The sequence below is a fragment of the Rhizobium sp. CFBP 13726 genome, assembly GCF_014841925.1.
Lineage (GTDB): Bacteria > Pseudomonadota > Alphaproteobacteria > Rhizobiales > Rhizobiaceae > Neorhizobium > Neorhizobium soli.
Window position 1 is genome coordinate 1374097 of sequence record NZ_JACYUU010000002.1, and the last position, 22873, is coordinate 1396969.

The 22873-nt window shown below is 60.5% G+C and carries 22 protein-coding genes; 10 read left to right on the top strand and 12 right to left on the bottom strand.

Features of this window, described 5'->3' with window-relative positions; all coding sequences use genetic code 11:
- Positions 1-5: 5 nt before the first annotated feature.
- The 4 genes from chvE to araD1 all read right to left on the bottom strand — a co-directional run bounded on the left by chvE (position 6) and on the right by araD1 (position 4927).
- Entirely contained in the window at positions 6-1067 is a 1062-nt protein-coding gene (gene chvE / locus IFT66_RS13755; RefSeq protein WP_062462113.1) for a multiple monosaccharide ABC transporter substrate-binding protein, read from the bottom strand.
- An 89-nt stretch (positions 1068-1156) separates the two neighbouring features.
- Complete coding sequence (locus IFT66_RS13760; RefSeq protein ID WP_062581527.1) at positions 1157-3001, bottom strand: IlvD/Edd family dehydratase; 1845 nt, start codon at positions 2999-3001, stop codon at positions 1157-1159.
- A gap of 2 nt (positions 3002-3003) precedes the next feature.
- Positions 3004-3936: a Gfo/Idh/MocA family oxidoreductase gene (locus tag IFT66_RS13765; protein ID WP_192077895.1), complete on the bottom strand. Its 933-nt coding sequence runs from the start codon at positions 3934-3936 to the stop codon at positions 3004-3006.
- A 1-nt stretch (position 3937) separates the two neighbouring features.
- Positions 3938-4927: an AraD1 family protein gene (araD1, locus tag IFT66_RS13770; protein WP_184654661.1), complete on the bottom strand. Its 990-nt coding sequence runs from the start codon at positions 4925-4927 to the stop codon at positions 3938-3940.
- 329 nt (positions 4928-5256) lie between these two features.
- On the opposite strand from araD1, the gene ytfQ reads away from it, so the two are divergent.
- The 5 genes from ytfQ (at position 5257) to IFT66_RS13795 (ending at position 10713) form a co-directional block, all read left to right on the top strand.
- Positions 5257-6216 (top strand): galactofuranose ABC transporter, galactofuranose-binding protein YtfQ, encoded by a 960-nt coding sequence (gene ytfQ / locus IFT66_RS13775; protein ID WP_113111665.1) that lies wholly within the window; start codon positions 5257-5259, stop codon positions 6214-6216.
- 172 nt (positions 6217-6388) lie between these two features.
- Positions 6389-7894: a sugar ABC transporter ATP-binding protein gene (locus tag IFT66_RS13780; RefSeq protein ID WP_249406434.1), complete on the top strand. Its 1506-nt coding sequence runs from the start codon at positions 6389-6391 to the stop codon at positions 7892-7894.
- Complete coding sequence (locus tag IFT66_RS13785; protein WP_192077897.1) at positions 7894-8928, top strand: ABC transporter permease; 1035 nt, start codon at positions 7894-7896, stop codon at positions 8926-8928. The genes IFT66_RS13780 and IFT66_RS13785 overlap by 1 nt, the downstream gene beginning before the upstream one ends.
- A complete protein-coding gene (yjfF, locus tag IFT66_RS13790) occupies positions 8925-9911 on the top strand; it encodes a galactofuranose ABC transporter, permease protein YjfF (protein WP_082471961.1) in 987 nt (328 codons plus the stop codon). The genes IFT66_RS13785 and yjfF overlap by 4 nt, the downstream gene beginning before the upstream one ends.
- A gap of 1 nt (position 9912) precedes the next feature.
- Positions 9913-10713 (top strand): FadR/GntR family transcriptional regulator, encoded by an 801-nt coding sequence (locus IFT66_RS13795; RefSeq protein WP_082471960.1) that lies wholly within the window; start codon positions 9913-9915, stop codon positions 10711-10713.
- On the opposite strand, the gene IFT66_RS13800 is transcribed toward IFT66_RS13795, so the two are convergent.
- From IFT66_RS13800 to IFT66_RS13825, 6 genes are all read right to left on the bottom strand, one after another.
- On the bottom strand, positions 10691-11527 hold the full coding sequence (locus IFT66_RS13800) for a GNAT family N-acetyltransferase (RefSeq protein ID WP_192077898.1): 837 nt from the start codon (positions 11525-11527) through the stop codon (positions 10691-10693). The genes IFT66_RS13795 and IFT66_RS13800 overlap by 23 nt on opposite strands.
- Positions 11524-12270: an aspartate/glutamate racemase family protein gene (locus IFT66_RS13805; RefSeq protein WP_192077899.1), complete on the bottom strand. Its 747-nt coding sequence runs from the start codon at positions 12268-12270 to the stop codon at positions 11524-11526. Before IFT66_RS13805 ends, IFT66_RS13800 begins: the two co-directional genes overlap by 4 nt.
- A 9-nt stretch (positions 12271-12279) precedes the next feature.
- Positions 12280-13098: an ABC transporter permease gene (locus tag IFT66_RS13810; RefSeq protein ID WP_062462092.1), complete on the bottom strand. Its 819-nt coding sequence runs from the start codon at positions 13096-13098 to the stop codon at positions 12280-12282.
- An 18-nt stretch (positions 13099-13116) separates the two neighbouring features.
- Positions 13117-14022: an ABC transporter permease gene (locus IFT66_RS13815; RefSeq protein ID WP_092659174.1), complete on the bottom strand. Its 906-nt coding sequence runs from the start codon at positions 14020-14022 to the stop codon at positions 13117-13119.
- Positions 14023-14273: 251 nt separating this feature from the next.
- Positions 14274-15563 (bottom strand): ABC transporter substrate-binding protein, encoded by a 1290-nt coding sequence (locus tag IFT66_RS13820; RefSeq protein ID WP_062462086.1) that lies wholly within the window; start codon positions 15561-15563, stop codon positions 14274-14276.
- Between the two features lie 37 nt (positions 15564-15600).
- Positions 15601-16689, bottom strand: coding sequence for an ABC transporter ATP-binding protein (locus tag IFT66_RS13825; protein ID WP_192077900.1), 1089 nt, complete (start codon positions 16687-16689; stop codon positions 15601-15603).
- 234 nt (positions 16690-16923) lie between these two features.
- On the opposite strand from IFT66_RS13825, the gene IFT66_RS13830 reads away from it, so the two are divergent.
- From IFT66_RS13830 to IFT66_RS13850, 5 genes are all read left to right on the top strand, one after another.
- Positions 16924-17637 (top strand): GntR family transcriptional regulator, encoded by a 714-nt coding sequence (locus IFT66_RS13830; RefSeq protein ID WP_192077901.1) that lies wholly within the window; start codon positions 16924-16926, stop codon positions 17635-17637.
- 169 nt (positions 17638-17806) lie between these two features.
- A complete protein-coding gene (locus IFT66_RS13835) occupies positions 17807-18637 on the top strand; it encodes a transporter substrate-binding domain-containing protein (protein WP_092659166.1) in 831 nt (276 codons plus the stop codon).
- Positions 18638-18738: 101 nt separating this feature from the next.
- Positions 18739-19380 carry an amino acid ABC transporter permease gene (locus IFT66_RS13840; protein ID WP_192077902.1) on the top strand — a complete coding sequence of 214 codons (642 nt, stop codon included), beginning with the start codon at positions 18739-18741 and terminating at the stop codon, positions 19378-19380.
- On the top strand, positions 19377-20045 hold the full coding sequence (locus IFT66_RS13845) for an amino acid ABC transporter permease (protein ID WP_184654670.1): 669 nt from the start codon (positions 19377-19379) through the stop codon (positions 20043-20045). The genes IFT66_RS13840 and IFT66_RS13845 overlap by 4 nt, the downstream gene beginning before the upstream one ends.
- On the top strand, positions 20042-20833 hold the full coding sequence (locus tag IFT66_RS13850; RefSeq protein ID WP_192077903.1) for an amino acid ABC transporter ATP-binding protein: 792 nt from the start codon (positions 20042-20044) through the stop codon (positions 20831-20833). The genes IFT66_RS13845 and IFT66_RS13850 overlap by 4 nt, the downstream gene beginning before the upstream one ends.
- Positions 20834-20840: 7 nt before the next feature.
- Here the strand turns inward: IFT66_RS13850 and rocF are convergent, their stop codons facing one another.
- Positions 20841-21761: an arginase gene (gene rocF / locus IFT66_RS13855; protein WP_192077904.1), complete on the bottom strand. Its 921-nt coding sequence runs from the start codon at positions 21759-21761 to the stop codon at positions 20841-20843.
- Between the two features lie 137 nt (positions 21762-21898).
- Positions 21899-22825: a dihydrodipicolinate synthase family protein gene (locus IFT66_RS13860; RefSeq protein ID WP_192077905.1), complete on the bottom strand. Its 927-nt coding sequence runs from the start codon at positions 22823-22825 to the stop codon at positions 21899-21901.
- Positions 22826-22873 lie beyond the last annotated feature (48 nt).

Here is a 22873-nt window from a genome sequence, read left to right on the forward strand (position 1 = left end):
GAGACTTACTTGAGCTGCGATTCCTGGTAGTAGCCGGTATCGACGAGGACCTTCCAGTTCGTCTTGTCGACGACAACTGGCTTCAGCAGGTAGGACGGGACGACCTTCTTGCCGTTGTCATAGGTCTTGGTGTCGGTGACAACCGGTTCCTTGCCGTTCATGGCAGCGTCGACCATATCAACAGTAACCTTCGCGAGTTCGCGCGTGTCCTTGTAGATCGTCGAATACTGTTCGCCGGCGATGATCGACTTGACCGAAGGCACTTCCGCGTCCTGACCGGAGACGATCGGCATCGGCATGTCGCCGGAACCGTAGCCTACGCCCTTCAGCGACGAGATGATGCCGAGCGAGATACCGTCATAGGGAGACAGAACGCCGTTCAGCTTCTTGTCGGAATAGGTCGAGGACAGGATGGCGTCCATGCGAGACTGGGCAGTTGCCGGATCCCAACGAAGGGTCGCGACCTTGTCCATGCCGGTCTGGCCGGAGCCGACCTTGAGCGTGCCCTTGTCGATCAGCGGCTGAAGGACGCTCATCGCACCGTTATAGAAGAAGAAGGCGTTGTTGTCGTCCGGCGAACCGCCGAACAGTTCGATGTTGAACGGGCCCTTTTCGGTATCGGCCTTGAGACCCTTTACCAGCGAGGTTGCCTGCTGAACGCCGACCTGGAAGTTGTCGAAGGTCGCGTAGTAGTCGACATTCGGTGTTTCGCGGATGAGGCGGTCATAGGCAATGACCTTGATCTTCTGATCGGCAGCCTGCTGCAGAACGTCGGACAGCGTCGTGCCGTCGATCGATGCAATCACGAGAACCTTGGCACCCTTGGTGACCATGTTTTCGATCTGCGACAGCTGGTTCGGGATATCGTCTTCAGCGTACTGAAGGTCCACGTCATAGCCACGTTCCTTCAGAACCTTGACCATGTTGTCGCCATCGGCGATCCAGCGGGCAGAAGACTTGGTCGGCATCGCGACGCCGACGAGACCCTTGTCTGCAGCAAACACAGGCGACGCGAGCGCGACACCTGCGAAAATTGCAACCGTGGTCATGAGTTTCAAAATTTTCATAAGTAACTCCTCCGTTTCAAGCAGCTCACAATTAAGCTGCCGTATTATCCGGGAGAGGCTCCCCGCCTCCCCTCACGACCTTTTTCAGGTCAGTGATTGTCGCGCGGCAGACCTTCGGTCTGCGCAATGCGCTGGTATTTGACAGCCGGTTCGAGAACCGCACCGGTTTCCATCTGCCCGACGATGCCGCGCTGAATTTCCTGCCACGGCGTCTGGTGCTTCGGATAGCGATAGCCGCCCTCGGCGTCCAGAGTGCTTCGACGTTGTGCAAGCTCATCATCCGAAATCAGGATGTTGGCTTCGCCGCGACCGAGATCGATGCGCACACGGTCGCCGGTCTTCAAAAGTGCGAGACCACCACCTGCTGCCGCTTCCGGAGACGCGTTGAGGATCGACGGGCTGCCCGACGTGCCGGACTGGCGTCCATCACCGATACAGGCGAGCGAGCTGATACCCCGTTTCAGAAGGTAATCGGGAGCGCGCATGTTGACCACTTCGGCAGCGCCCGGATAACCGATCGGACCGGCACCGCGCATGAAGAGAACCGAATGCTCGTCGATCTCGAGCGATGGATCGTCGATGCGGTGGTGATAATCTTCCGGACCGTCGAACACGATCGCACGGCCTTCGAAGGCTTCCGGATCGTTCGGATTGGAGAGGTAACGCTCGCGGAACTCAGGCGAGATAACGCTGGTCTTCATGATTGCGGAAGAGAACAGGTTGCCGCGCAGAACGCGGAAGCCGGCGCGTGCCTTCAGCGGTTCGTCGTAACGCTTGATGACCTTGTCGTCCTCGATGATCGCACCGCGACAGTTGTCGCCGATCGTCTTACCGTTCACCGTCATCGCATCTTCGTTGATGAGGCCCTGCGTCATCAGCTGGTTGACAACAGCCGGAACGCCGCCGGCATGGTAATAGTCTTCACCGAGATATTCGCCGGCTGGCTGCAGATTGACCAGAAGCGGAACTTCCTCGCCATAGGTCTGCCAGTCGTCGACCGTCAGTTCCACGCCGGTATGGCGGGCGAGCGCGTTCAAGTGGATCGGCGCATTGGTCGAGCCGCCGATCGCCGAGTTGACGCGGATGGCGTTGATGAAAGCGTCCTTGGTCAGGATGTCGGAAGGCTTCAGGTCTTCCCTGACCATTTCGACAATGCGAAGGCCGGTGAGATAGGAAACTTCCTGGCGGTCACGGTAAGGAGCCGGGATGGCGGCCGAACCCGGCAGCTGCATGCCCAGCGCTTCGGCCAGCGAATTCATCGTCGTTGCCGTGCCCATTGTGTTGCAATAGCCGGTGGATGGTGCCGAAGACGCGACAAGCTTCACAAAGCCCGCGTAATCGATTTCGCCCTTGGCCAGAAGTTCGCGTGCCTTCCAGACGATCGTGCCGGAACCGGTGCGTTCACCGCGGAACCAGCCGTTCAGCATCGGGCCGACCGACAGGGCGATGGCTGGAATGTTGACGGTGGCAGCAGCCATAAGACAGGCTGGCGTGGTCTTGTCGCAGCCGATCGTCAGCACGACGCCATCGAGCGGGTAACCGTAGAGAACTTCGACAAGGCCGAGATAGGCTAGGTTGCGGTCAAGGCCCGCGGTCGGGCGCTTGCCGGTTTCCTGGATCGGATGCACCGGAAATTCGATGGCGATGCCGCCCGCTTCGCGAATACCTTCACGCAGACGGTTGGCAAGCTCCAGATGGTGGCGGTTGCACGGCGACAGGTCCGAACCGGTCTGGGCGATGCCGATGATCGGCCGGTCCGACTGAAGTTCGGCCTGGCTGAGACCGAAGTTCATGTAGCGCTCGAGATAGAGCGCGGTCATGTCGACATTGTCAGGATTGTCGAACCAGGCGCGCGACCGCAGCTTGCGCGCGTCCTGGCGGCGCTCTCCGGTTTCGGCGATTTCACTTGAGGGCGCGTTTTCCGAATTGCTCATCTTCAGTCCTCGAATGCTTCAGTTTCAATGCGCCGGCCAAGCATGAAGGCATCCGCCACATGCACCAGCGGTGAGAAATCCGTATCGCTGTCACCCTTGGTGACGAGCGCCACGAAATCCCGATACAGATTGCGATATTCGCGATCTTCCTCGACGATCTGCGCCTCGCCGTCGACGATCAGGCGGCTGCCGCCGTGGGTGAGGACGATCGTGCCCTCTTCGGTCTCGACCCGGATGTCCCAGGTCTGCGGACCCGTCTGACGCCAGTCGAATTCGGCCGCCACAGGCAAGCCGCTTTTCGTTTCGAAGGCAAGGCTCGCAGCGATCGGCGCTGCACGATTGGCCGGGAAGGTCAGTTCCGAGCGCACGAGATGGAACGTCTCGGGCATGATCCGCGTGACGATCGACAGGGCATTGATGCCGGGATCGAATACGCCGAGACCGCCCGGCTCCCAGATCCACGCCTGACCCGGATGCCAGTGGCGAACATCTTCCTTCCACTCGACCGAAACGCTTTTCAGCGTCCGCTCGGCCATCAGCGCCCGTGCAGGCTCGACAGCCGCGGCAGCGCGGGAATGCCATGTTGCAAACAGGCTGAGGCCTTTTTCTCTCGCCAGCGTTTCCAGCGCAAAGACCTCCGAAAGCGTCGCACCCGGGGGCTTTTCGAGCATTACATGCTTGCCGGCTTCAAGCGCTGCCTTTGCCTGCTCGAACCGGCCCTGGGGCGGCGTACAAAGAGAGACGGCGTCGATTTCGACGCCGGAGGCCAGCAGCTCGTGAATATCGGCAAAGCACGCGACATTCTCGATCGAGGCGTTGCGGCTGGCGACTGCGACGAGATCGATCCCGTCGGTCGCTTCGATTGCGCCGAGATGCTGGTCCCTGGCAATCTTGCCAAGTCCGACGATAGCGAGACGAATGGGGGTCATGGCCACCTCAGAGCGCCTTGATCGCGACAGGCGTTTCCGCTGCCACAGCCAGACGGTTCACGAGCGGAAGCTTGAACGGCGCCGCATCGATCTCGAACACATCGCCGGCTTCGGTCTTGATGCCATGCGAGACCGACAGCGTCGCCGTGCCGAAAAAATGGACATGCAGATCGCCCGGCTGGCGGAACAGGTCGTATTTGAAATTGTGGTATTCGAGGTTGGCGATCGAGTGCGACATGTTCGCTTCGCCCGACAGGAACGGCTTTTCGAAGATCACCTCGTCACCACGACGGATGCGCGACGTGCCTTCGACATGAGCAGGCAGCTCGCCGACCAGAAGTTCCGGTCCGAGCGCTGCCTGGCGCAGCTTGGAATGGGCAAGCCAGAGATAGTTGCCCTTCTCGGTCACGTGATCGGAAAATTCGTTGGAGAGACAGAAGCCGAGGCGGAACGGCGTGCCGTCGGGGCCGATCAGATAGATCGCCGCCAGTTCCGGCTCCTCGCCGCCATCAAGCGCGAACGAGGGAGAAACGAGATCTTCGCCGGTTGCGCGCAGCTGCGTTCCATTGCCCTTGTAGAACCATTCCGGCTGAGCACCGACTTCGCCGTCCTTCGGCTTGCCGCCCTCGACGCCCATCAGGAACATGCGCATGGAATCGGTCGGCTTTTCTTCCGACTGCGCTGCCTTGTGCATCTTGTCGCGACCATCGGCGGAACCGAGATGCGTGAGGCCGGTGCCGGCGACGATGAAGTGGGCTGGATCGGGATGCGAGACCGGCAGACCAAGACGTCCGCTCTGCGCGGCAACGTCGAGGTCGACTTCATCACCAAGCCCGAGTGCTTCGATCTGCTGCGCCAGGCTCAGGCCTGCTGCAATGGCCTTCTGGGCAAGCTCGTAGGTTGAGGAAACGCCATTGACGACGCGCGGAGTATCTCCGCTCCAGGCGACAACCTGAACATCGCCAGACAAGCTCGCAACCTGAAGAATTCGCAACATATGCCCTGCCATCCGATAAGTCTGATAATATTGAAGCGCAGTGTCTCCCGAAACCGCGCCAACCCCTCCCATCAGATCACGATCCGATGCGTCATTAATACGACTATTGGATAACGGGACGTACTGTCAAGAACGAGATGGCTTCAGAGTGCCATCATCGTAAACAAGGGAGAATCCTAAATAGCGAGTGGAATCATATAGATAAATGAGTATCTCGCAGAATCGCGTTTCGAAAGCGTGATTTTTCGCAATTTTGCGTCTTGCAAAAGTATGATTATATGCCAAACCTTCGACCGTCAGTTTTCTTATCATCTCTGGGAGGATTTAAGATGAAGAGAGCACTATGGGCGGCTACCGCCATTGTTACCGCATGCCTGGCGTCGAGCGTTTCCGCAAAATCCCTGACAATCGGCTTCTCGCAGATCGGATCTGAATCCGGCTGGCGCGCTGCCGAAACGACAGTAACGAAGCAGCAGGCCGAAAAGCGCGGCATCACCCTGAAATTTGCCGATGCGCAGCAGAAGCAGGAAAACCAGATCAAGGCAATCCGGGGCTTTATCGCCCAGGGCGTCGATGCGATCCTGATCGCACCTGTCGTTGCCACCGGCTGGGACGCAGTCCTGAAGGAAGCCAAGGAAGAAAAGATCCCTGTCATCCTTCTCGACCGCGAAATCGATGCACCGAAAGATCTCTATCTGACGGCCGTCACCTCTGACCAGACCTTTGAAGGCAAGGTTGCAGGCGACTGGCTGGTGAAGGATGTCGGCTCCAAGGACTGCAAGGTCGTGGAACTGCAGGGAACCACCGGTTCCTCACCTGCCATCAACCGCAAGAAGGGTTTCGAACAGGCTATTGCCTCGCATTCGAACATCAAGATCGCGCGTTCGCAGACAGGTGACTTTACCCGCACCAAGGGTAAGGAAGTCATGGAAAGCTTCATCAAGGCAGAAGGCGGCGGCAAGGGCATCTGCGCCGTTTACGCTCATAATGACGACATGGCCGTCGGCGCGATCCAGGCCATCAAGGAAGCCGGCCTGAAGCCGGGCACCGACATCAAGGTCGTCTCGATCGACGCCGTTCCGGATATTTTCCAGGCTATGTCGAAGGGTGAAGCAAACGCGACTGTGGAGCTCACGCCGAACATGGCAGGCCCCGCGCTCGACGCACTCGAAGCCTACCTGAAGGACAAGAAGGAACCACCAAAGTGGATCCAGACAGAATCGAAGCTGTACACGGCTTCTGATGACCCGATGAAGGTGTACGAAGCCAAGAAGGGCCTCGGCTACTGATCTCCCGCCGCCCGATCTAGCTCGCGACCGAGCCGGGCAGTTTTCAACCGGGGCAGCTTTTTCAAGAGCTGTCCCGGCCTCCACTTATGCGGGCTGGAGCATGACAGACATACAGACTTCCTCAGAAAATTCGTTCTCCGCCTTAAACCGGGAACGTCTCGATGACCCGCTCATGGAAGCAAGGGGCATCGGCAAATCCTTTCTCGGCGTCACCGCGCTTGAGGGCGTGGACTTCACGCTGCAGCGGGGCGAAATCCACGCGCTGCTTGGTGAAAATGGCGCCGGCAAATCCACGTTGATCAAGATCCTGACAGGTGTCTACACGCGTGACCGCGGCGAGATGCGGCTGGATGGCCAAGACGTGACGCCGGCCAACGTCGCGGAAGCGCAGGCGCTCGGCATCGGCACCGTCTATCAGGAAGTCAATCTTCTCGAAAACCTCACGGTGGCCGAAAACCTGTTCCTCGGTCGCCAACCAAGCCGCTTCGGGTTCATCGACCGACGCGAGATGCGTCGGCGCGCGAAAGCGCTTCTCGCGAGATACGGCCTCGATATCGACGTCGATGCGCTTCTCTCCTCCTATTCCGTCGCGATCCGCCAGATCGTCGCGATTGCCCGTGCCGTCGACCTTTCCGGCAAGGTGCTTGTTCTCGACGAACCAACCGCAAGTCTCGACAGCCAGGAAGTCGAAATGCTGTTCGTCGTGCTGCGCAGGCTGCGCGAACAAGGTCTCGGCATCATCATCATCACGCACTTTCTGAACCAGGTCTATGCGGTGGCCGACCGGGTCACCGTGTTGCGCAATGGCAGACTGGTAGGAAGCCGCGCGCTGGCCGACCTGCCGCGTCTCGAACTCATCTCTATGATGCTCGGCCGCGAGCTGCAGGACATCACCCGCGAGCATCAGGCCCAGGAAGAAACCATCGCCCCGATCGGCGAGGCGCCCATTCGTTTCGCCGGCTACGGAAAACGCGGTAGCGTCGCCCCGTTCGATCTCGACATCCGCCCAGGCGAAGTCGTCGGCGTCGCCGGACTTCTCGGGTCTGGCCGCACCGAAACGGCCTTCCTCCTTTTCGGCATCGACCGCGCAGACAGCGGCACAGCCAGCATCGACGGCCAGGAGATCGCCCTCTCCTCGCCGGTCGCGGCCATTTCGAACGGGTTCGGCTTCTGTCCGGAAGAACGAAAGACGGACGGCATCATCGGCGACCTTTCCGTGGCCGACAACATCGCCCTGGCACTGCAGGCCCGTCAGGGCTGGGCAAAACCGATCTCGTCGCGCGAGCGCCGGGCCCTGGCTGAAGGGTTCATCAAATCCCTGGACATTCGCCCCGCCGACGCGGAGCGGCCTATCAAGTTCCTCTCCGGCGGCAACCAGCAGAAGGCTATCCTCGCCCGCTGGCTGGCGACCGAACCACGGCTTCTGATCCTCGACGAACCGACCCGCGGCATCGATATCGGCGCTCACGCGGAAATCCTGAAAATGATCGAGCGGCTGTGTGCCGAAGGCATGTCGCTTGTTGTGATTTCCTCGGAACTTGAGGAACTGACGGCGATCGCCCACCGGGTCATTGTTCTTTCCGACCGCCGCCACGTGGCGGAACTCACCGGCAGCGACGTCAACGCCGACAATATCATGCAGGCGATTGCTGCACCGAACCGGACGGAGGCCGCCTGATGAACCCGATAACCCGTCGCCTCAAGCGACTGGCGCCGCAGCTGATTGCACTTGTGATCATCCTCGGGATGATCACGGCGATTGCGCCCGGCTTCCTGACGATCTCGGTCCAGAACGGCCGCGTTTACGGCAGCCTCATCGACATTCTTGTGCGCGCCGCGCCGGTGGCACTTCTGACAATCGGCATGACGCTGGTCATCGCGACGCGCGGTATCGATCTTTCGATCGGCGCCGTCATCGCCATCTGCGGTGCCGTTGCCGCAACGCTGATCGCCGATGGATATCCGATCCCGGTCGTCATCGTCGTATCGCTCGGCATCGGCCTCGTCTGCGGTCTCTGGAACGGCATTCTGGTTGCCCTCCTCGATATCCAACCGATCATCGCAACGCTGATCCTGATGGTGGCGGGACGCGGGATTGCCCAGCTGATCACAGAGGGCGTCATCCTCACCTTCAATGACGACACGTTTTCGGCGCTCGGATCCGGTTCCTTCGCCGGCATTCCGATCCCGATCTTTCTCTGGCTCGGCACCGGCCTTCTCGTCGGCCTGCTGGTCCGCCGCTCGGCGCTCGGCTTCCTGATCGAGGCGACCGGCATCAACCGCCGTGCCGCAACGCTTGCCGGTGTGAAGGCCCGCTTCCTGCTGTTCTTCGTCTATGCGATCTCGGGCCTCTGTGCCGCAGTCGCCGGCCTGATCGTGACCGCCGATATCCGCGGCGCCGATGCCAACAATGCCGGTCTCTGGCTTGAACTCGATGCGATCCTCGCGGTCGTCATCGGCGGCACGTCGCTGAACGGCGGGCGCTTCTCGATCACAGCGTCGCTGATCGGCGCGCTGATCATCCAGTCGATCAACACCGGCATTCTCGTTTCCGGCTTCCCGCCGGAATTCAACCTCATCATCAAGGCCGGCATCATCATCATCGTGCTGACACTGCAATCACCCGCCGTGATCACCATGCTCGGCTTCTTGAGGTCGCAGCCGAAAGCCAGCAAGAACCCGGTTTCCAAGGTTGAAGGAGCGGCAAGATGATCCACACCCGCAACCTTCCCTTCGTCACGACGCTTGCCATCTTCGTCATAGCCTACGGTCTCTGCATCCTGCAGTTTCCAAACATGCTGTCGACGAGGGTGATCGGCAATCTGCTGACCGACAATGCGTTTCTCGGCATCGCCGCTGTCGGCATGACCTTCGTCATTCTGTCGGGAGGCATCGATCTCTCGATCGGCTCGGTGATCGCCTTCACGAGCGTGTTCGTGGCCGTGGCCGTCGGCTCGCTCGGCCTGCACCCCCTCACCGCGTTCTTGGCCGTTCTCGTCATCTCCACGCTGTTTGGCAGCCTGATGGGTGCGATGATCCGTTATCTCGGCATTCCGCCTTTCGTCGTCACACTGGCCGGCATGTTTCTCGCGCGCGGTGCCGCCTACCTGATTTCCACCGCGTCGGTACCGATCAGCCACGAGATGATCGACGCGATCCAGGGTTTCTACTTTCGCTTTCCCGGCGGCGGGCGGTTGACGGCGCTTGCGATTTTGATGCTGCTCGTCTTCATCATCGGCGGGTTCATTGCCGGAAGGACGCGGTTCGGCGCGAATGTCTACGCGATCGGCGGCAATATCCAGTCGGCGGAGCTGATGGGCGTACCCGTCGGCTCCACGACGATCGGCATCTATGCCCTGTCAGGCTTCCTGTCGGGCTTGGCCGGCATTGCCTACACGCTTTATACCTCGTCGGGTTATTCGCTGGCCACCGTCGGCGTCGAACTCGATGCGATTGCAGCCGTCGTCATCGGCGGTACGCTTTTGACCGGCGGCGTCGGGCTTGTAGCCGGCACGTTCGTCGGCATCCTTATCCAAGGCCTGATCCAGACTTACATCGTCTTCGACGGAACCCTGTCGTCCTGGTGGACGAAGATCGTCATCGGCATCCTCCTTTTCGTGTTCATTGTGTTGCAGCGCGGTATCATCTGGTATTCAAACCGGCGATTGGCCGAGAGTCGGCTTAAGGAGATCTAGTTTGAGTTTGCTGGAAACGACGATTAACGGGCGAAAGCGCCGTAGCAACCACGCAACGGTGGTCGCTGGGCTTGGCCGCGGGATCGTTTCCGGCACGTTCCCCGAAGGCTCTCTCCTGCCCGGCGACACCGAGCTTTCCGCACGGTTCGGCGTATCGCGCACGGTGTTACGCGAGGCGATGAAGACGCTGTCTGCCAAGCGGCTGGTCGAAGCCAAGGCGAAGGTCGGTACCCGCGTCCTCGACAGTTCGAGCTGGAATTTCTTCGACGCGGATGTCTTGAGTTGGCGTTTCGAGACGAGTCTCGATTACGAATTCATCGAGCATCTGGCCGAAATGCGCACCGCGCTTGAGCCGGCAGCGGCGGCGGCGGCGGCTTTGAGGGCAACGAGCGACGACATCGTTTCGCTTTACGCGATCGCTGCCAAATTCGACAATCTCAACCACACGCCGGAATCGATTGCCAACGTGGATCTCGAATTCCACCTGGCCATTGCCCGCATGTCGGGCAATCCGTTCATGCGTTCGGCAAGCGCTTTGATCGAGGCGGCACTGGCGATTTCCTTCCAGCTGTCGTCACCGGCCGCGTCGCCGGAAATGATCGACGAAGTCGCCTCCAACCATCTGCGCATCGCCCATGCCATCGCGTCCCGCGATCCGCAAAAGGCGATGTCGGCGATGCGTCATGTGATCGACGTCGGCAAAATCCGCATCCGCACGTCGCTGGATGCTGCGGAGAACGTGCCAGGCAACAAGACCGCCGAGCTGCGCTTCCCGGATTCTACCCGAGTTCCAACGTCGTGACCCCGAAGATATCGGCTGTCCGCGCACTCGGTGGCAGGCCGCGATACATTCGGGCCGTGGTGAAACCTTTTTGGAATCCGGCTTCTGAAAGATAGTCCGAAAATCCCTGCTGCGGCGCCGGCACATCGATATGGACAGTCTCGCCTTCGGTTTCCGCGACGAGGCTTTGCACCAGCGTGACGGCTTCGGTCGTACCCATGGCGAAAAGCGGACCGATCTTGAACCCGTCGTTACATCTGCGACAGACGCCATATCCTCTGATCTCTCCATCATCGATCAGGACCTTCGTCGACCTCGGCGGCTTCAGCCACTCGGAAAGAAACGCTTTGCGGACTTGCGGGAAGACGCTGCGATCGTAGTGGATGATAGCCGGCAAATTACCGACGCTGACATCGGTCACGCCGGCGACGGCGGTACCCCTGAGGCGGCCACTCCAGCGTATAGTCTCGTAGAACGGCTCGAACCCCATGCTGCGATAATTCTGCTGTTGCTCCGCAACGCCATCGAGACCGATCGTCCGGCCCTCGATATGGGCCATCCCGGCAACCCATACACGCCGGCCCATACCCTGCCCGCGAAAATCGGGATGCGCGATATAGAGGCCGATAAAGCCGAAGTCGTTGCCGTATCGCACCGCGGAAATGCCTGATGCGAACACGCCATCGACGAAACAGCCGAAGAAACCATCGGGGTCCGCCGCATGGAAAGCCGCCGCATCGGCAAGCCCGGGGTTCCAGCCTTCCGCTCTCGCCCAGTCGAGAAGGCATTCGAGCTCCGAAAGTGCCAGCGTCCGGATGACGGCTGAGCCTGTCATCGCGTCGCAAGCCTGCTAGGCGCAAAACCCTCGAGAAGCCCCGCATACAGCTTGTTGACCGGCGTCGCATAGGCGCCGTTTTTAGCTGTCGACAGGCCGAGTGCCACCAGCATTTCCGCCTGTTTGACGGCAGCCGCGACACCATCCACGACCGGCACCCCGAATTCGGCCCGCAGCTCTGCGGTAAGGTCGGCCATGCCGGCGCACCCGAGCACGATCGCCTCGGCCTTATCCTCCTTCAAGGCCAGCGCGATTTCGGAGCGGAGCCGTTCACGTGCATTGGATGTCGGATCTTCCAGCGACAGGACCGGAATATCGGCGGCCCGCACCTTGCAGCGGCCGGCCATGCCGTAGCGATGGACGAGATGTTCGAGCGGCAGGCGTGAGCGCTCCATGGTCGTCACGATCGTGAAGCGTTGCGCGATAAAGGCGGTGGCAGAAAGCGCCGCTTCGCAGATGCCTATAACAGGGATATGGGCGAGAGCCCGGGCTGCATCGAGCCCCGTATCATCGAAACAGGCGATGATCGCCGCGTCGGCACCGGCCTTTTCACCCTTGGCAAGCTCGACCAAAAGGCCGGGGACCGCAAACACCTCATCATAATAGCCCTCGATCGACACCGGCCCCATGGACGATGTGACGGCCTCGATCTGCGTGCCGGAATTGGCAACGCGGGCGGCGCTGTCGGCAACGGTCGCCGTCATGCTGGCGGTGGTATTGGGATTGACGATCAGAATGCGCATCGTGTGGGATCAGCTCCGCAGTCGGCGACGGTTGATATAGACGATCAAGCCGAGCGTTCCGGCAATGACCAGGAACGAGAACACCGTCGTCACGGTCCCGAGCGCATAAAGCACCGGCGTCGTGACATTGGTGGTCATGCCGTAGATCTCGAGCGGGAGCGTATTGTACGTGCCAGCTGTCATCAGCGTGCGGGCAAACTCGTCATAGGAAAGCGTGAAGCCGAACAGTCCGACGCCGATCAGGCTGGGTGCGATCATCGGCAGCACGACATTGGAAAACGTCTGCCAGGACGAGGCGCCGAGATCGCGCGCAGCCTCTTCATAGGCAGGCGAAAAGCGGTTGAACACGGCAAACATGATCAGCACGCCGAAAGGGAGCGTCCAGGTCAGATGCGCGCCGAAGGCAGACGTGTACCAGGTAGGCTCCAGCCCGAACTGCTGGAATACGACGCCGATGCCGAGCGAGACGATGATCGACGGCACGACGAGACTGGCGACCGCCAGATAAAAGAGAGCAGTCGCACCGGCAAACTTGCGGCGAAAGGCAAGGCCCGCGAGAAGTGCCACGACGACGGTGACGATCATCACCATCACCCCGAGTGCTGTGGAGCGGCGGAATGAACCGCCGAAATCGCCGACTGCCTGGGTCTCGAACAGGTTGACGAACCAGCGGGTGGAGACGCCGTTCAACGGGAACGTCAGGCCACCGTTCGGTCCCTGGAACGACAGGATCAGCACCGCCGACAGCGGCCCGTAGAGAAACAGCACGAAGATGGCGAAGAATAGAGCGAGGAAATAGAATTCGCGGCCGCGCTTGTCGCTGTGCATCTCAAAGCTCCCCCATCTTCACAGTTCTTTGCGGATATCGACGATGCGCAGGATGCCCGCGACCATCAAGAGAACGAGGACCAGAAGAACCACCGCGTTGGCGGCAGCAGCCGGATATTGCAGCAGCGACATCTGGTTCTTCATCATCAGCGCCACCGAAGCGCTCTGGCCGCCGGACATGACCTGCACGGTGGAAAAGTCGGCCATCACCAGCGTCACCACAAAGATCGTGCCGATCGCCATGCCGGGCTTGGCCAGCGGAATGATGACATTGGTCAGGATCTGAAACGATGTGGCACCGGCATCACGCGCCGCTTCGACGAGCGATTTGTCGATGCGCATCAGCGTGTTGAAGATCGGCGTCACCATGAACAGCGTGTAGAGATGCACCATGGCAAGCACCACGGCGAAATCCGAATAGAGCAGCCACTGGATCGGCTCCGGCACGATGCCGGCACTGACGAGCGCGCTGTTGATCAACCCGTTTCGCCCGAGAACCGGGATCCACGAAATCATCCTGATGATGTTGGATGTCAGAAACGGCACGGTGCAGACCAGAAACAGCACCATCTGCATCGCTGAGGTGCGAATGTGGAAGGCGAGAAAATAGGCGACCCAGAATCCGACGAACAGCGTGATCGCCCAGACGATCGCCGCAAATTTCAGCGTGTTGAGATAGGTCTTCCAGGTGACCCAGGATCCGAGCGTCTCCACATAGTTCATGGTCAGAAAGTCGGGATACATCTGGGCGAAATCGTAATCCCAGAAACTGACGATCACGATCATCAGGATCGGAAGCGCCAGGAAAAACCCAAGGATCAGCGTCAGCGGCGTCGCCTGCAGATAGGAGACGAGGCCGAGCGGGATGCGGATCTGCCGCTTCGGCTTCGGTTCGCCAACACCTAGGAATCGCACTGCCACCATCACCAAAAGGCTCCTGTCGTTTCGAAAAAGAGCGGTCCGGAAAGGTGCCCCTCATCCGGCTGCCGCCACCTTCTCCCCGCGGGCGGGGAGAAGGGATCTGTGGCAAGGTTGGTGCCCCACCCTCATCCCTGTGCTCGTCACAGGGATCCAGCAACCGCGCGTCTGCGCGGTTAGAGACCCTCTTCAGCCCAAGGGCTTGGGCTGGCTGGATTCCTGTGACGAGCACAGGAATGAGGGAAGGAAGATGTCGATCAAGCCGCGATGAATTCGTTCCAGCGGCGAACCATGTAGCGGTCCTCGTCCATCACCGAATTCCAGCAGGCGACGTGACCCATGCGTTCCTCAAAGGAACCGCCATCGCGCACGGCACCGGCCTTTTCCATGACCTTGCCATCGGGCGCGACGATATCGCCCTGGGCTGCCTTGCCTTCGATCCAGTAGCCCCACTCGTCGGCCGACATGTGTTCCTTGGCCGTGTCCATGGCAGCGGAATAGTAACCCTGGCGGTTGAGGTAGGCGCCGACCCAACCGGATGTGTACCAGTTGATATATTCATAGACCGCATCGAGCTTTGCGCCGGAAAGATGGGCGGCAAGACCGAGACCGCCGCCCCACGAGCGATAGCCTTCCTTGAGCGGCTGATACTTGCAGGCGATGCCCTTGGAGCGGACAGCGGCAACGGCTGGCGACCACATCGACTGGATGATGACTTCGCCCGACGACATCAGGTTGACGCTCTCGTCGAACGACTTCCAGAAGGCGCGGAACTGGCCCGCCTGCTTGGCCTTGATCAGGAAATCGATGGTCGCATCGATCTCGGCCTTGGTCATGTTGCCCTTGTCGGCATACTTGATGTTGCCCATGGCTTCCATGATCATCGCGGCATCCATGATGCCAATCGACGGGATGTTCAGGATCGACGTCTTGCCCTTGAACTTCGGGTCCATGATATCGGCCCAGGTGGAGATTTCACGGCCGACCAGATCCGGACGAATGCCGAGCGTATCGGCATTGTAGATCGTCGGCATCATGGTGAACCACTGGGTCTCTTCCTTGGCGAACTTCTTGTCGCCCGCCTTTTCGACGAAGCCGACCGTATGCGGCGCCGTGCCCTGGGCGATCACGCTGTCCGGCTTCAGCTTGCCGTTCTTGAACAGCGGCACGACCTTGTCGTAATATTTCAGCTTCTTCACATCCATCGGCTGGATGACGCCTGCCGGATAGACCTTCTTGAGGATCCAGTATTCGATGTCGGCAATGTCGTAGGAGTTCGGCTGCGTGACGGCGCGCTGGGCAGCTGCATCCGAGTCCGTTGCGGTCATCTCGAGCGTGATGCCGAGATCCGCCTTGCACTTTTCGGCAATCGCATTGAGGTTCGAAACGCCGGTACCGAACTGGCGGATCGTGATCGGGTTCTGCGCCCAGATGGTGGGGAAGCCGGTAATGGCGCCCGAACCGGCGGCAAGGCCGGCAGCAGCGGATGCGGTCTTCAGCAGCGAGCGGCGCGAAAGTCCCTTTGCGCCCTTTTGAATTTCAGTCATTCCCATGTTCTCCTCTAGTTGATTATTGTGAGTGGGATCAGTGCTTGAGGCGCCCGAGGACAATCGCGTCCTCCCGGCCCCAGCATAGGGGGATCGCCTCTCCGACCTTGACCGGATTGGCGAAGAAATCGGTGTCGGAGAGGATCGCGGTAAAATCCTCGATGCCGGCGCCGTTGACCGACAGCTTCACCGAGGAACCGCGATATTCGATATTGGTGATGGAGCCGGTGAAGCCGAGGCCCGTCTCGGACGGCTGGCCGATCCGGACATGATCGGTGCGGATGGCGATATCGGCCTGATCGGTCAGGTCGCCATTGTCGCCGACGGCCAGGAAATCGGCACCGGCTGGCACCGACAGCATCAGTTCCTGGCCATCGCTCTTGGTAACGCGACCGGAGATGACGTTGTGGTCGCCCATGAACTTCGCGACGAAGGCCGTCGCCGGCTTTTCGAACACGACGCGCGGATGGGCCGCCTGCTCGATGCGACCGTCATTCATGATGACGATGATATCGGCAAGCGCCATCGCCTCTTCCTGGCTGTGCGTCACATGCACGAACGTGATGCCGAGCGAGGTCTGCAGCTTCTTCAACTCCGCGCGCATACGGATCTTCAAGAACGGATCGAGCGCCGAAAGTGGTTCGTCGAGCAGCAGTGCTTCCGGATCGGTAATCAGCGCGCGGGCAAGCGCCACGCGCTGCTGCTGACCGCCGGAAAGCTGGGCCGGACGGCGTGTCGCATAGCCTTCCATCTGCATCAGCCGCAGCAGGTCCATCGCCTTGGCGCGGCGGACATCCTTGTCGACGCCCTTCATCTTCAGGGAGAAGGCGACGTTGTCGACCAGATCGAGATGCGGAAACAGCGCGTAGGACTGAAACATCATCGCGGTGCCGCGTTTGGCCGGCGGAAGATCCGTCACCACCGTGTTGCCAAGCCGCACATCGCCCGACGTAATGCTCTCGTGGCCGGCGATCATTCTCAGCGTCGACGTCTTGCCGCAGCCGGATGGCCCCAGCAGGCAGCAATAGGTGCCGGCCGGGATCTTGAGACTGATCGCATGGACCGCCGTCGTCGTCCCATAGGTCTTGGTGACGGAGGCGATATCGATTTCGGCGGCTTTGCTCATTCGTGGCTCCCTGCTTGGGAAATGAGATGCATCCGCCGTGCCAGTTTCCCTAAGCCTTTGGCACTGCTGGAACTTCAATCCGGTCAGAAATGAGTTTTGCGTGCAGTGCGCAAAAATCATGCGATCGATGCCGATCCCATGCGCAAATCGTATGCAATCCTTCCCGTGGATCGAAGACATCCGTTCTGGCAATCTCTATTTGTCTGGAGTAATGGAGATTAACGGGATGTGGTGATGAGTATCAGCGAGCAGATCATTCTCAGCGAGACGACGCCGGAAGACCGGTCTATGGCGATACGCGAAGCGCTGCGCAACGCGATCATCGACCGTCGCCTGGCGCCGGGAACCAAGCTTTCGGAAGCCGAAGTCGGCTCGCTATTCGATGTCAGCCGCACCGTTGCCCGCGCCGCACTGCAGATGCTGACCTTCGAAGGCCTGGTGAAAACAGAGCGCAACCGCGGCGCCTTCGTCTCAAATCCCTCTCTCGATGAAGCGCGCCAGATCTTCGCTTCGCGCCGGCTGATCGAGCCCGGCATTGTCGCGGCCGCGCTCGAGCGGATCACGCTTGAGGACATCGAGCAGTTCCGGCGCCAGCTTCAGGAAGAAGAGCGCTACATGACCGAGCGCGGTCCGGCCGCACGACGCGCGGAGATCAAGGCTTCAGGAGATTTCCACCTGATGCTGGCTTCCGTTGCCAGCAATTCCATCCTGCAGCGCTTCATGGACGAATTGATAGCCCGCTCTTCACTGGTGATCGCGCTTTACGGACGTTCCGGTGTATCGAGCTGCGGCCACAACGAGCACTTCGCCATCCTCGACGCGCTTCAAGCCGGCGATGGCGAGCGGGCCGCCACTCTGATGCTGCACCATATCGATCATATCGAGGCTGATCTCGACCTGCAGGAGAAGCAGGGTCTCGGCTTGAAAGACGCGCTCGCGATCGGCTGATCGATCGCTATCTTCGCACTTACCTAGCCTATATTGCAGTGCGAAACCGCGTTGACTCTGTTTCGGAAGCTCTGTCTATTTGTTCCATGCTTTGCCGGTTCACTCCGCCGAGCCAATAAACGGGAACAGCCATCGGCACGCGTATGCCGATAACGTGGAGACATCACCAATGCTGAAGAGACACCTGCTGAAGGCCGCCGTCGGCGCCGCGCTTCTCGTAACCACGGCACTTTCCGCCCATGCCGCAGATGACGCGCTTGCCCGCATCAAGGCGGCCGGCGTCATGAAGGTCGGCACGGAAACCGCCTTTGCTCCTTTCGACTTTATCGATGCCGGCACCCATACGGGCCTCAACGTCGATTTCTTCGCAGAACTCGGCAAGGATCTCGGCGTCAAGATCGAATGGGTCGAGCTTCCCTGGGACGGCGTCTTCCCGGCACTGGAAGCCGGCAAGTTCGATTTCGTAGCCGGCCCTGCCACCATTACCAAGGCACGCCTGGAACGCTTCAAGATGACCGCGCCGATTGCAGAGGCAACCGTCGCCATCCTGAAGAAAGCAGGCGATACATCGATCACCAAGCCTGAAGACATTGCCGGCAAGGCCGTCGGCGCCGGCAAGGCGACCGCGCAGCTCGCTCAGCTGCAGCAATATTCCGAGACGCTTCCGACCAAGGTGACCGCCCGCGAATACGTTTCCTTCAACGACGCCTATGCGGATCTGGCTGCCGGCCGTATCGTGGCCGTGGCAAATTCGCTGCCGAACATTGCCTTCGTCGCAAAGCAGCGCGCCGGCGTCTTCGAAGTGGTGACGCCCGCCTTCGGCAAGAAGGCCTATTTCGGCTTCATCGGCAAGAAGGACGCCGACAGCGCGAGCCTCGTCGAATACGTCAATTCCGAAGTCATCAAGATGAAGAAGGACGGGCGCCTCGCCAAGCTGCAGGAAAAGTGGTTCGGCACGACGTTCGATACGCCGGACGAAGTGAAAGAACCTGCGTTCTAACAAACCTTGCGAACGGGCAGGATACGACAGGTCGTGTCCTGCCCGCTTCAATCCACTGCTCCATCCGCCCGCCGAATTCCCCGGGCGAGACGTGACGACAGATGACGTTAAAACTATTCACGCTTCTCCTGCAGGCGGCGGTGTCGACCATCGGCATCAGCCTGGTCTCGATTGCGATCGGATTCGTCATCGCGATCCTGCTTTCGGCCGCGACCCTGTCCGGCAAGACGATCTACTCGGCACCCGCACGACTGTTCGTCAGCTTCTTCCGCGGCGTGCCGCTGCTTGTCCAGCTGTTGCTGATCTACACGCTGCTGCCGGCGATCGGTCTCAATGTGCCCAGCATCGTCGCCGCGATTATCGGATTGTCGCTCTGCACCGCGGCCTATCAGGCGGAAAACCTGCGCGGCGGCTTCTCCAGCGTGCCGAAAGGCTTGATCGAGGCTGCTGAAGTGACGGGGTTTAGTCCGCTGCAGATCTTTGCACGCATCCAGGTCCCGATCGCCCTGCGGTTGACGCTCCCGACGCTGGTCAACGAATCGATCATGATCCTCAAAGCATCGTCGCTCGTGTCGGTCGTGGGGATCATCGAGCTGACAAAGATGGCGCAGGATCTGGCCTCCAGCACCTACCAGCCGATCCCGATCTTCCTCAGTGCCGGACTGGTCTATTTCGTGATCTGCTCGACGATCGCTCTGCTCGGTCGATACGCGGAAAGATCCATGGCGAGGACTTCCGCATGATGTTCAATCCTCAGGTCATCATCGAAAAGCTGCCGGAACTCGGCAGCGGGCTGTTCGTCACGCTCCTGCTCTGGATCGCCGGCATTGCCGGTGGCGTCGTCATCGGCTTTCTCGTCGCAACCGCCCGCCGCTTCGGTGGATTTGCGACCAACGCGGCCCTCGGCTCTGTTGTCGAAGTGCTGCGCGGCACGCCCTTCCTGATCCAGATCTTTCTTCTCTATTACGGCGGTCCGTTCGTCGGTCTGATGCTGGATCCGATCCCCTGCGGCCTGATCGGTTTGACGGTCTACAGCGCCGCCTATTACAGCGAGATTTTCCGAGCCGGTTTTGCCGCCGTGCCTGTTGGCCATGTTGAGGCTGCCGGCTGCCTTGGCATGACGCGCCTGCAGACGATCCGCCGCATCCAGATCCCGGAAATGGCGCTGATCGTGCTGCCGCCGGCAGTCAATCTCTCGGTCATCCTGCTGAAGGAATCCGCCGTTCTGTCGATCATCACCGTGCCGGAACTGACGGCCACCGTCAGCGCCATCGGCTCGCAGCAATATGCCTATCTCGAGGCAATCTTCATTCTCGCTGTCGTCTACTGGGCACTTGTCGAGCTGACCGACCGGCTTGGCCGCGCCGCCGAATACCGGCTTTCCCGTTTGAGGTTTTTGAAAGCATGACCCTACCCGCCATCACCATCCGCAACCTGGTCAAGCGGTTCGGAGAGACGACCGTTCTGCAGGATATCAATCTCGAAATACCCGAGGGCAAGGTTTCCTGCCTGATCGGCCCTTCCGGCTCCGGCAAGAGCACGCTTTTGCGATGCCTGGCCTTCCTGGAAGAATCAACCAGCGGCATGATCACCATCAACGGCGAGGCGCTGGGCTTTTTCGAAAAGCCCGACGGCAAGCGCGAACGACTGCCCCCGGCGCAGATCCGCGCTGTCCGCGCCCAAACCGGCATGGTCTTCCAGCAGTTCAATCTATGGCCGCACATGACGGCGCTCGGCAATGTCAGCGAAGCCCTGAAGATCGTCCGGAAGCTGTCGAAAGCAGACGCCGAGGAAAAGGCCATGGCGCAGCTGCGCAAGGTCGGCCTGGAAAACCGCGCCGGCCATTACCCCTCGCAATTGTCCGGCGGCCAGCAGCAGCGCGTCGCCATCGCCCGCGCCCTGGCACTTGAGCCGAAGATCATGCTGTTCGACGAGGCGACATCAGCGCTTGATCCGGAACTGACGGGCGAAGTGCTGAAAGTGATGCGGGATCTGGCCGATGAAGGCATGACCATGGTCGTCGTGACCCACGAGATCGGTTTTGCAGCCACTGTCGGCCAGCAGATCTCGTTCCTCGACCATGGCAAGCTGCTGTTTTCCGGCCCACCCTCGGAAGTCTTTGCCAAGCCGCGCCATCCGCGTCTCGACCAGTTCCTCGATACCTATCTCGACCGCGGCGCAAGCATGCTCATCTGACGAGCGGTCAGAACCGCCGGGTCGGGCGGTCAAGCACGGTGCGGCCCATCAGGCTGGCGGTGAGGTCCACCAGAAGCGTCGCCGTGCGGCCCCGTTCATCGAGGAATGGGTTGAGCTCGACCAGATCGAGGCTGGTGACGAGACCGCTGTCATGCAGCATCTCCATGACAAGATGCGCCTCGCGGAATGTCGCACCACCCGGCACCGTGGTGCCGACGGCGGGTGCGACCGAAGGATCGAGGAAATCCACATCGAGGCTCACATGCAGCAGACCGCCTGCGGCCTCGACCTTTTCGATGAAGGAGCGCAGCACGGCGCCGACACCGTGTTCATCGATCGCCCGCATGTCATGCACCGTGATGTCGCTTTTGTTGATCGCGGAGCGCTCCTGCGGATCGACACTGCGGATGCCGATCATGCAGACATTGGCCGGATCGACCGGATGCGACAGGTGCGGGAAATAACCCTCGAAACCTGGTTGGCCCGTGAAATAGGCGACCGGGACGCCGTGCAGATTGCCGCTGCCGGTCGTTTCCAGCGTGTGGAAATCCGTGTGCGCATCGACCCAGAGAACGAACAGCGGTCGCTGCTTTTCCGCCGCGGTGCGTGCCAGACCCGCAACGATCCCGGCCGACATCGCATGGTCGCCGCCGAGAAAGATCGGCATGCCCTCGGCACTTTCACGGTGGGCGATCTTGGTCAGCAGTTCGACCCAGGCGACGATCTGAGGCAGGCGGCGAACCGCCGTGTTGGGATGCGTAATCTCCGATACCGCCGGCAGCGCCAGATTGCCGAGATCGCTGACCTGATGGCCGAGATCGGTGAGCGCGCCTGCAAGGCCTGCCGTGCGCAACGCACTCGGCCCCATCTCGCAACCGAGCTGGGATGCTCCATCCTGAAGGGGAACGCCGATGAGTTTGCAATGCATGCTGTTTTTCCGTCGCTGACCGAATCTTGGGGCTCAAGACCTATCACGGAACGCGGCCGATAGGCAGCAGTCACCCTCATCCATGGAAAATCGGGCGGAGGAAGGAGCGGGTACGGGATATCCCGCTCCGTCCGATGTCAGAGTGCTGCGCGCTTGTCGTGTTTGGCGAGGCGTGCGAGCAGATAATCCACCTCTGCCTTGGCGGCGGCTGTCAGCATCTGTGCCGGCTTGCGCTGCGCATCGGACGCAATCACGCCGCGGCGCTTGAGCACGTGCTTGCGCACCGCGAGACCGATGCCGAGCTGCTGCTCATAGCGGATCAGCGGAAGATGCGCGTCGAACAGGTCATGCGCCTCGTCGCGTTTGCCAGCGGCAAAAAGCCCGACCAGCTCGGTCAGCATGTCCGGGAAACCGTAGCCGGTCATTGCCCCATCGGCGCCGCGCTCCGGCTCGAAATCGAGGAACATGCCGCCATTGCCGCAGAGAATGGAGAACGGCCGCAACTCTCCGGCCTTCTGCATCGCGCGCAGCCTGGAAATCTTTTCAAGACCCGGCCAGTCCTCATGCTTCAGCATCAGGCAGGAGGGATGGTTGGTGATGATCTTGGCGACCACGCTGGTTGCGATCACCGTGTTGAGCGTCAGCGGATAGTCCTGCAGCACCCATGGCACGTCTTCACCAACCGCTTCCACGGCGCCTGCAAAATAATTGATGGTCTGGTCGTCGGTCTTGGCGCCCTGCCCCGGCGCGATCATCACGCCTGCGGCACCCATGTCCATGGAGGAGCGAGCGAGCGACCGCATGGCGGCGAAACCGGGCGCCGACACGCCGACGATGATCGGCACCTTGGCACGGGAAACCACCCGCTTGATGATCGCCCGGCTTTCATCCGCCTCCAGCTTCGGCGCCTCTCCCATGATGCCGAGAATGGTAATGCCGGTGCAGCCGCTCTCCTCATAGAAATCGGTCAGCCGATCGACGGAATCGAAATCGATCGAACCATCCTCATGAAACGGTGTCGCGGCAATGGCGTAAACGCCCTTGGTTTCGGCATTGAATGTCATGAAATCTCCTCTCAGTATCGAACGAGCTGCAGGGTAATTCGCGTCAGG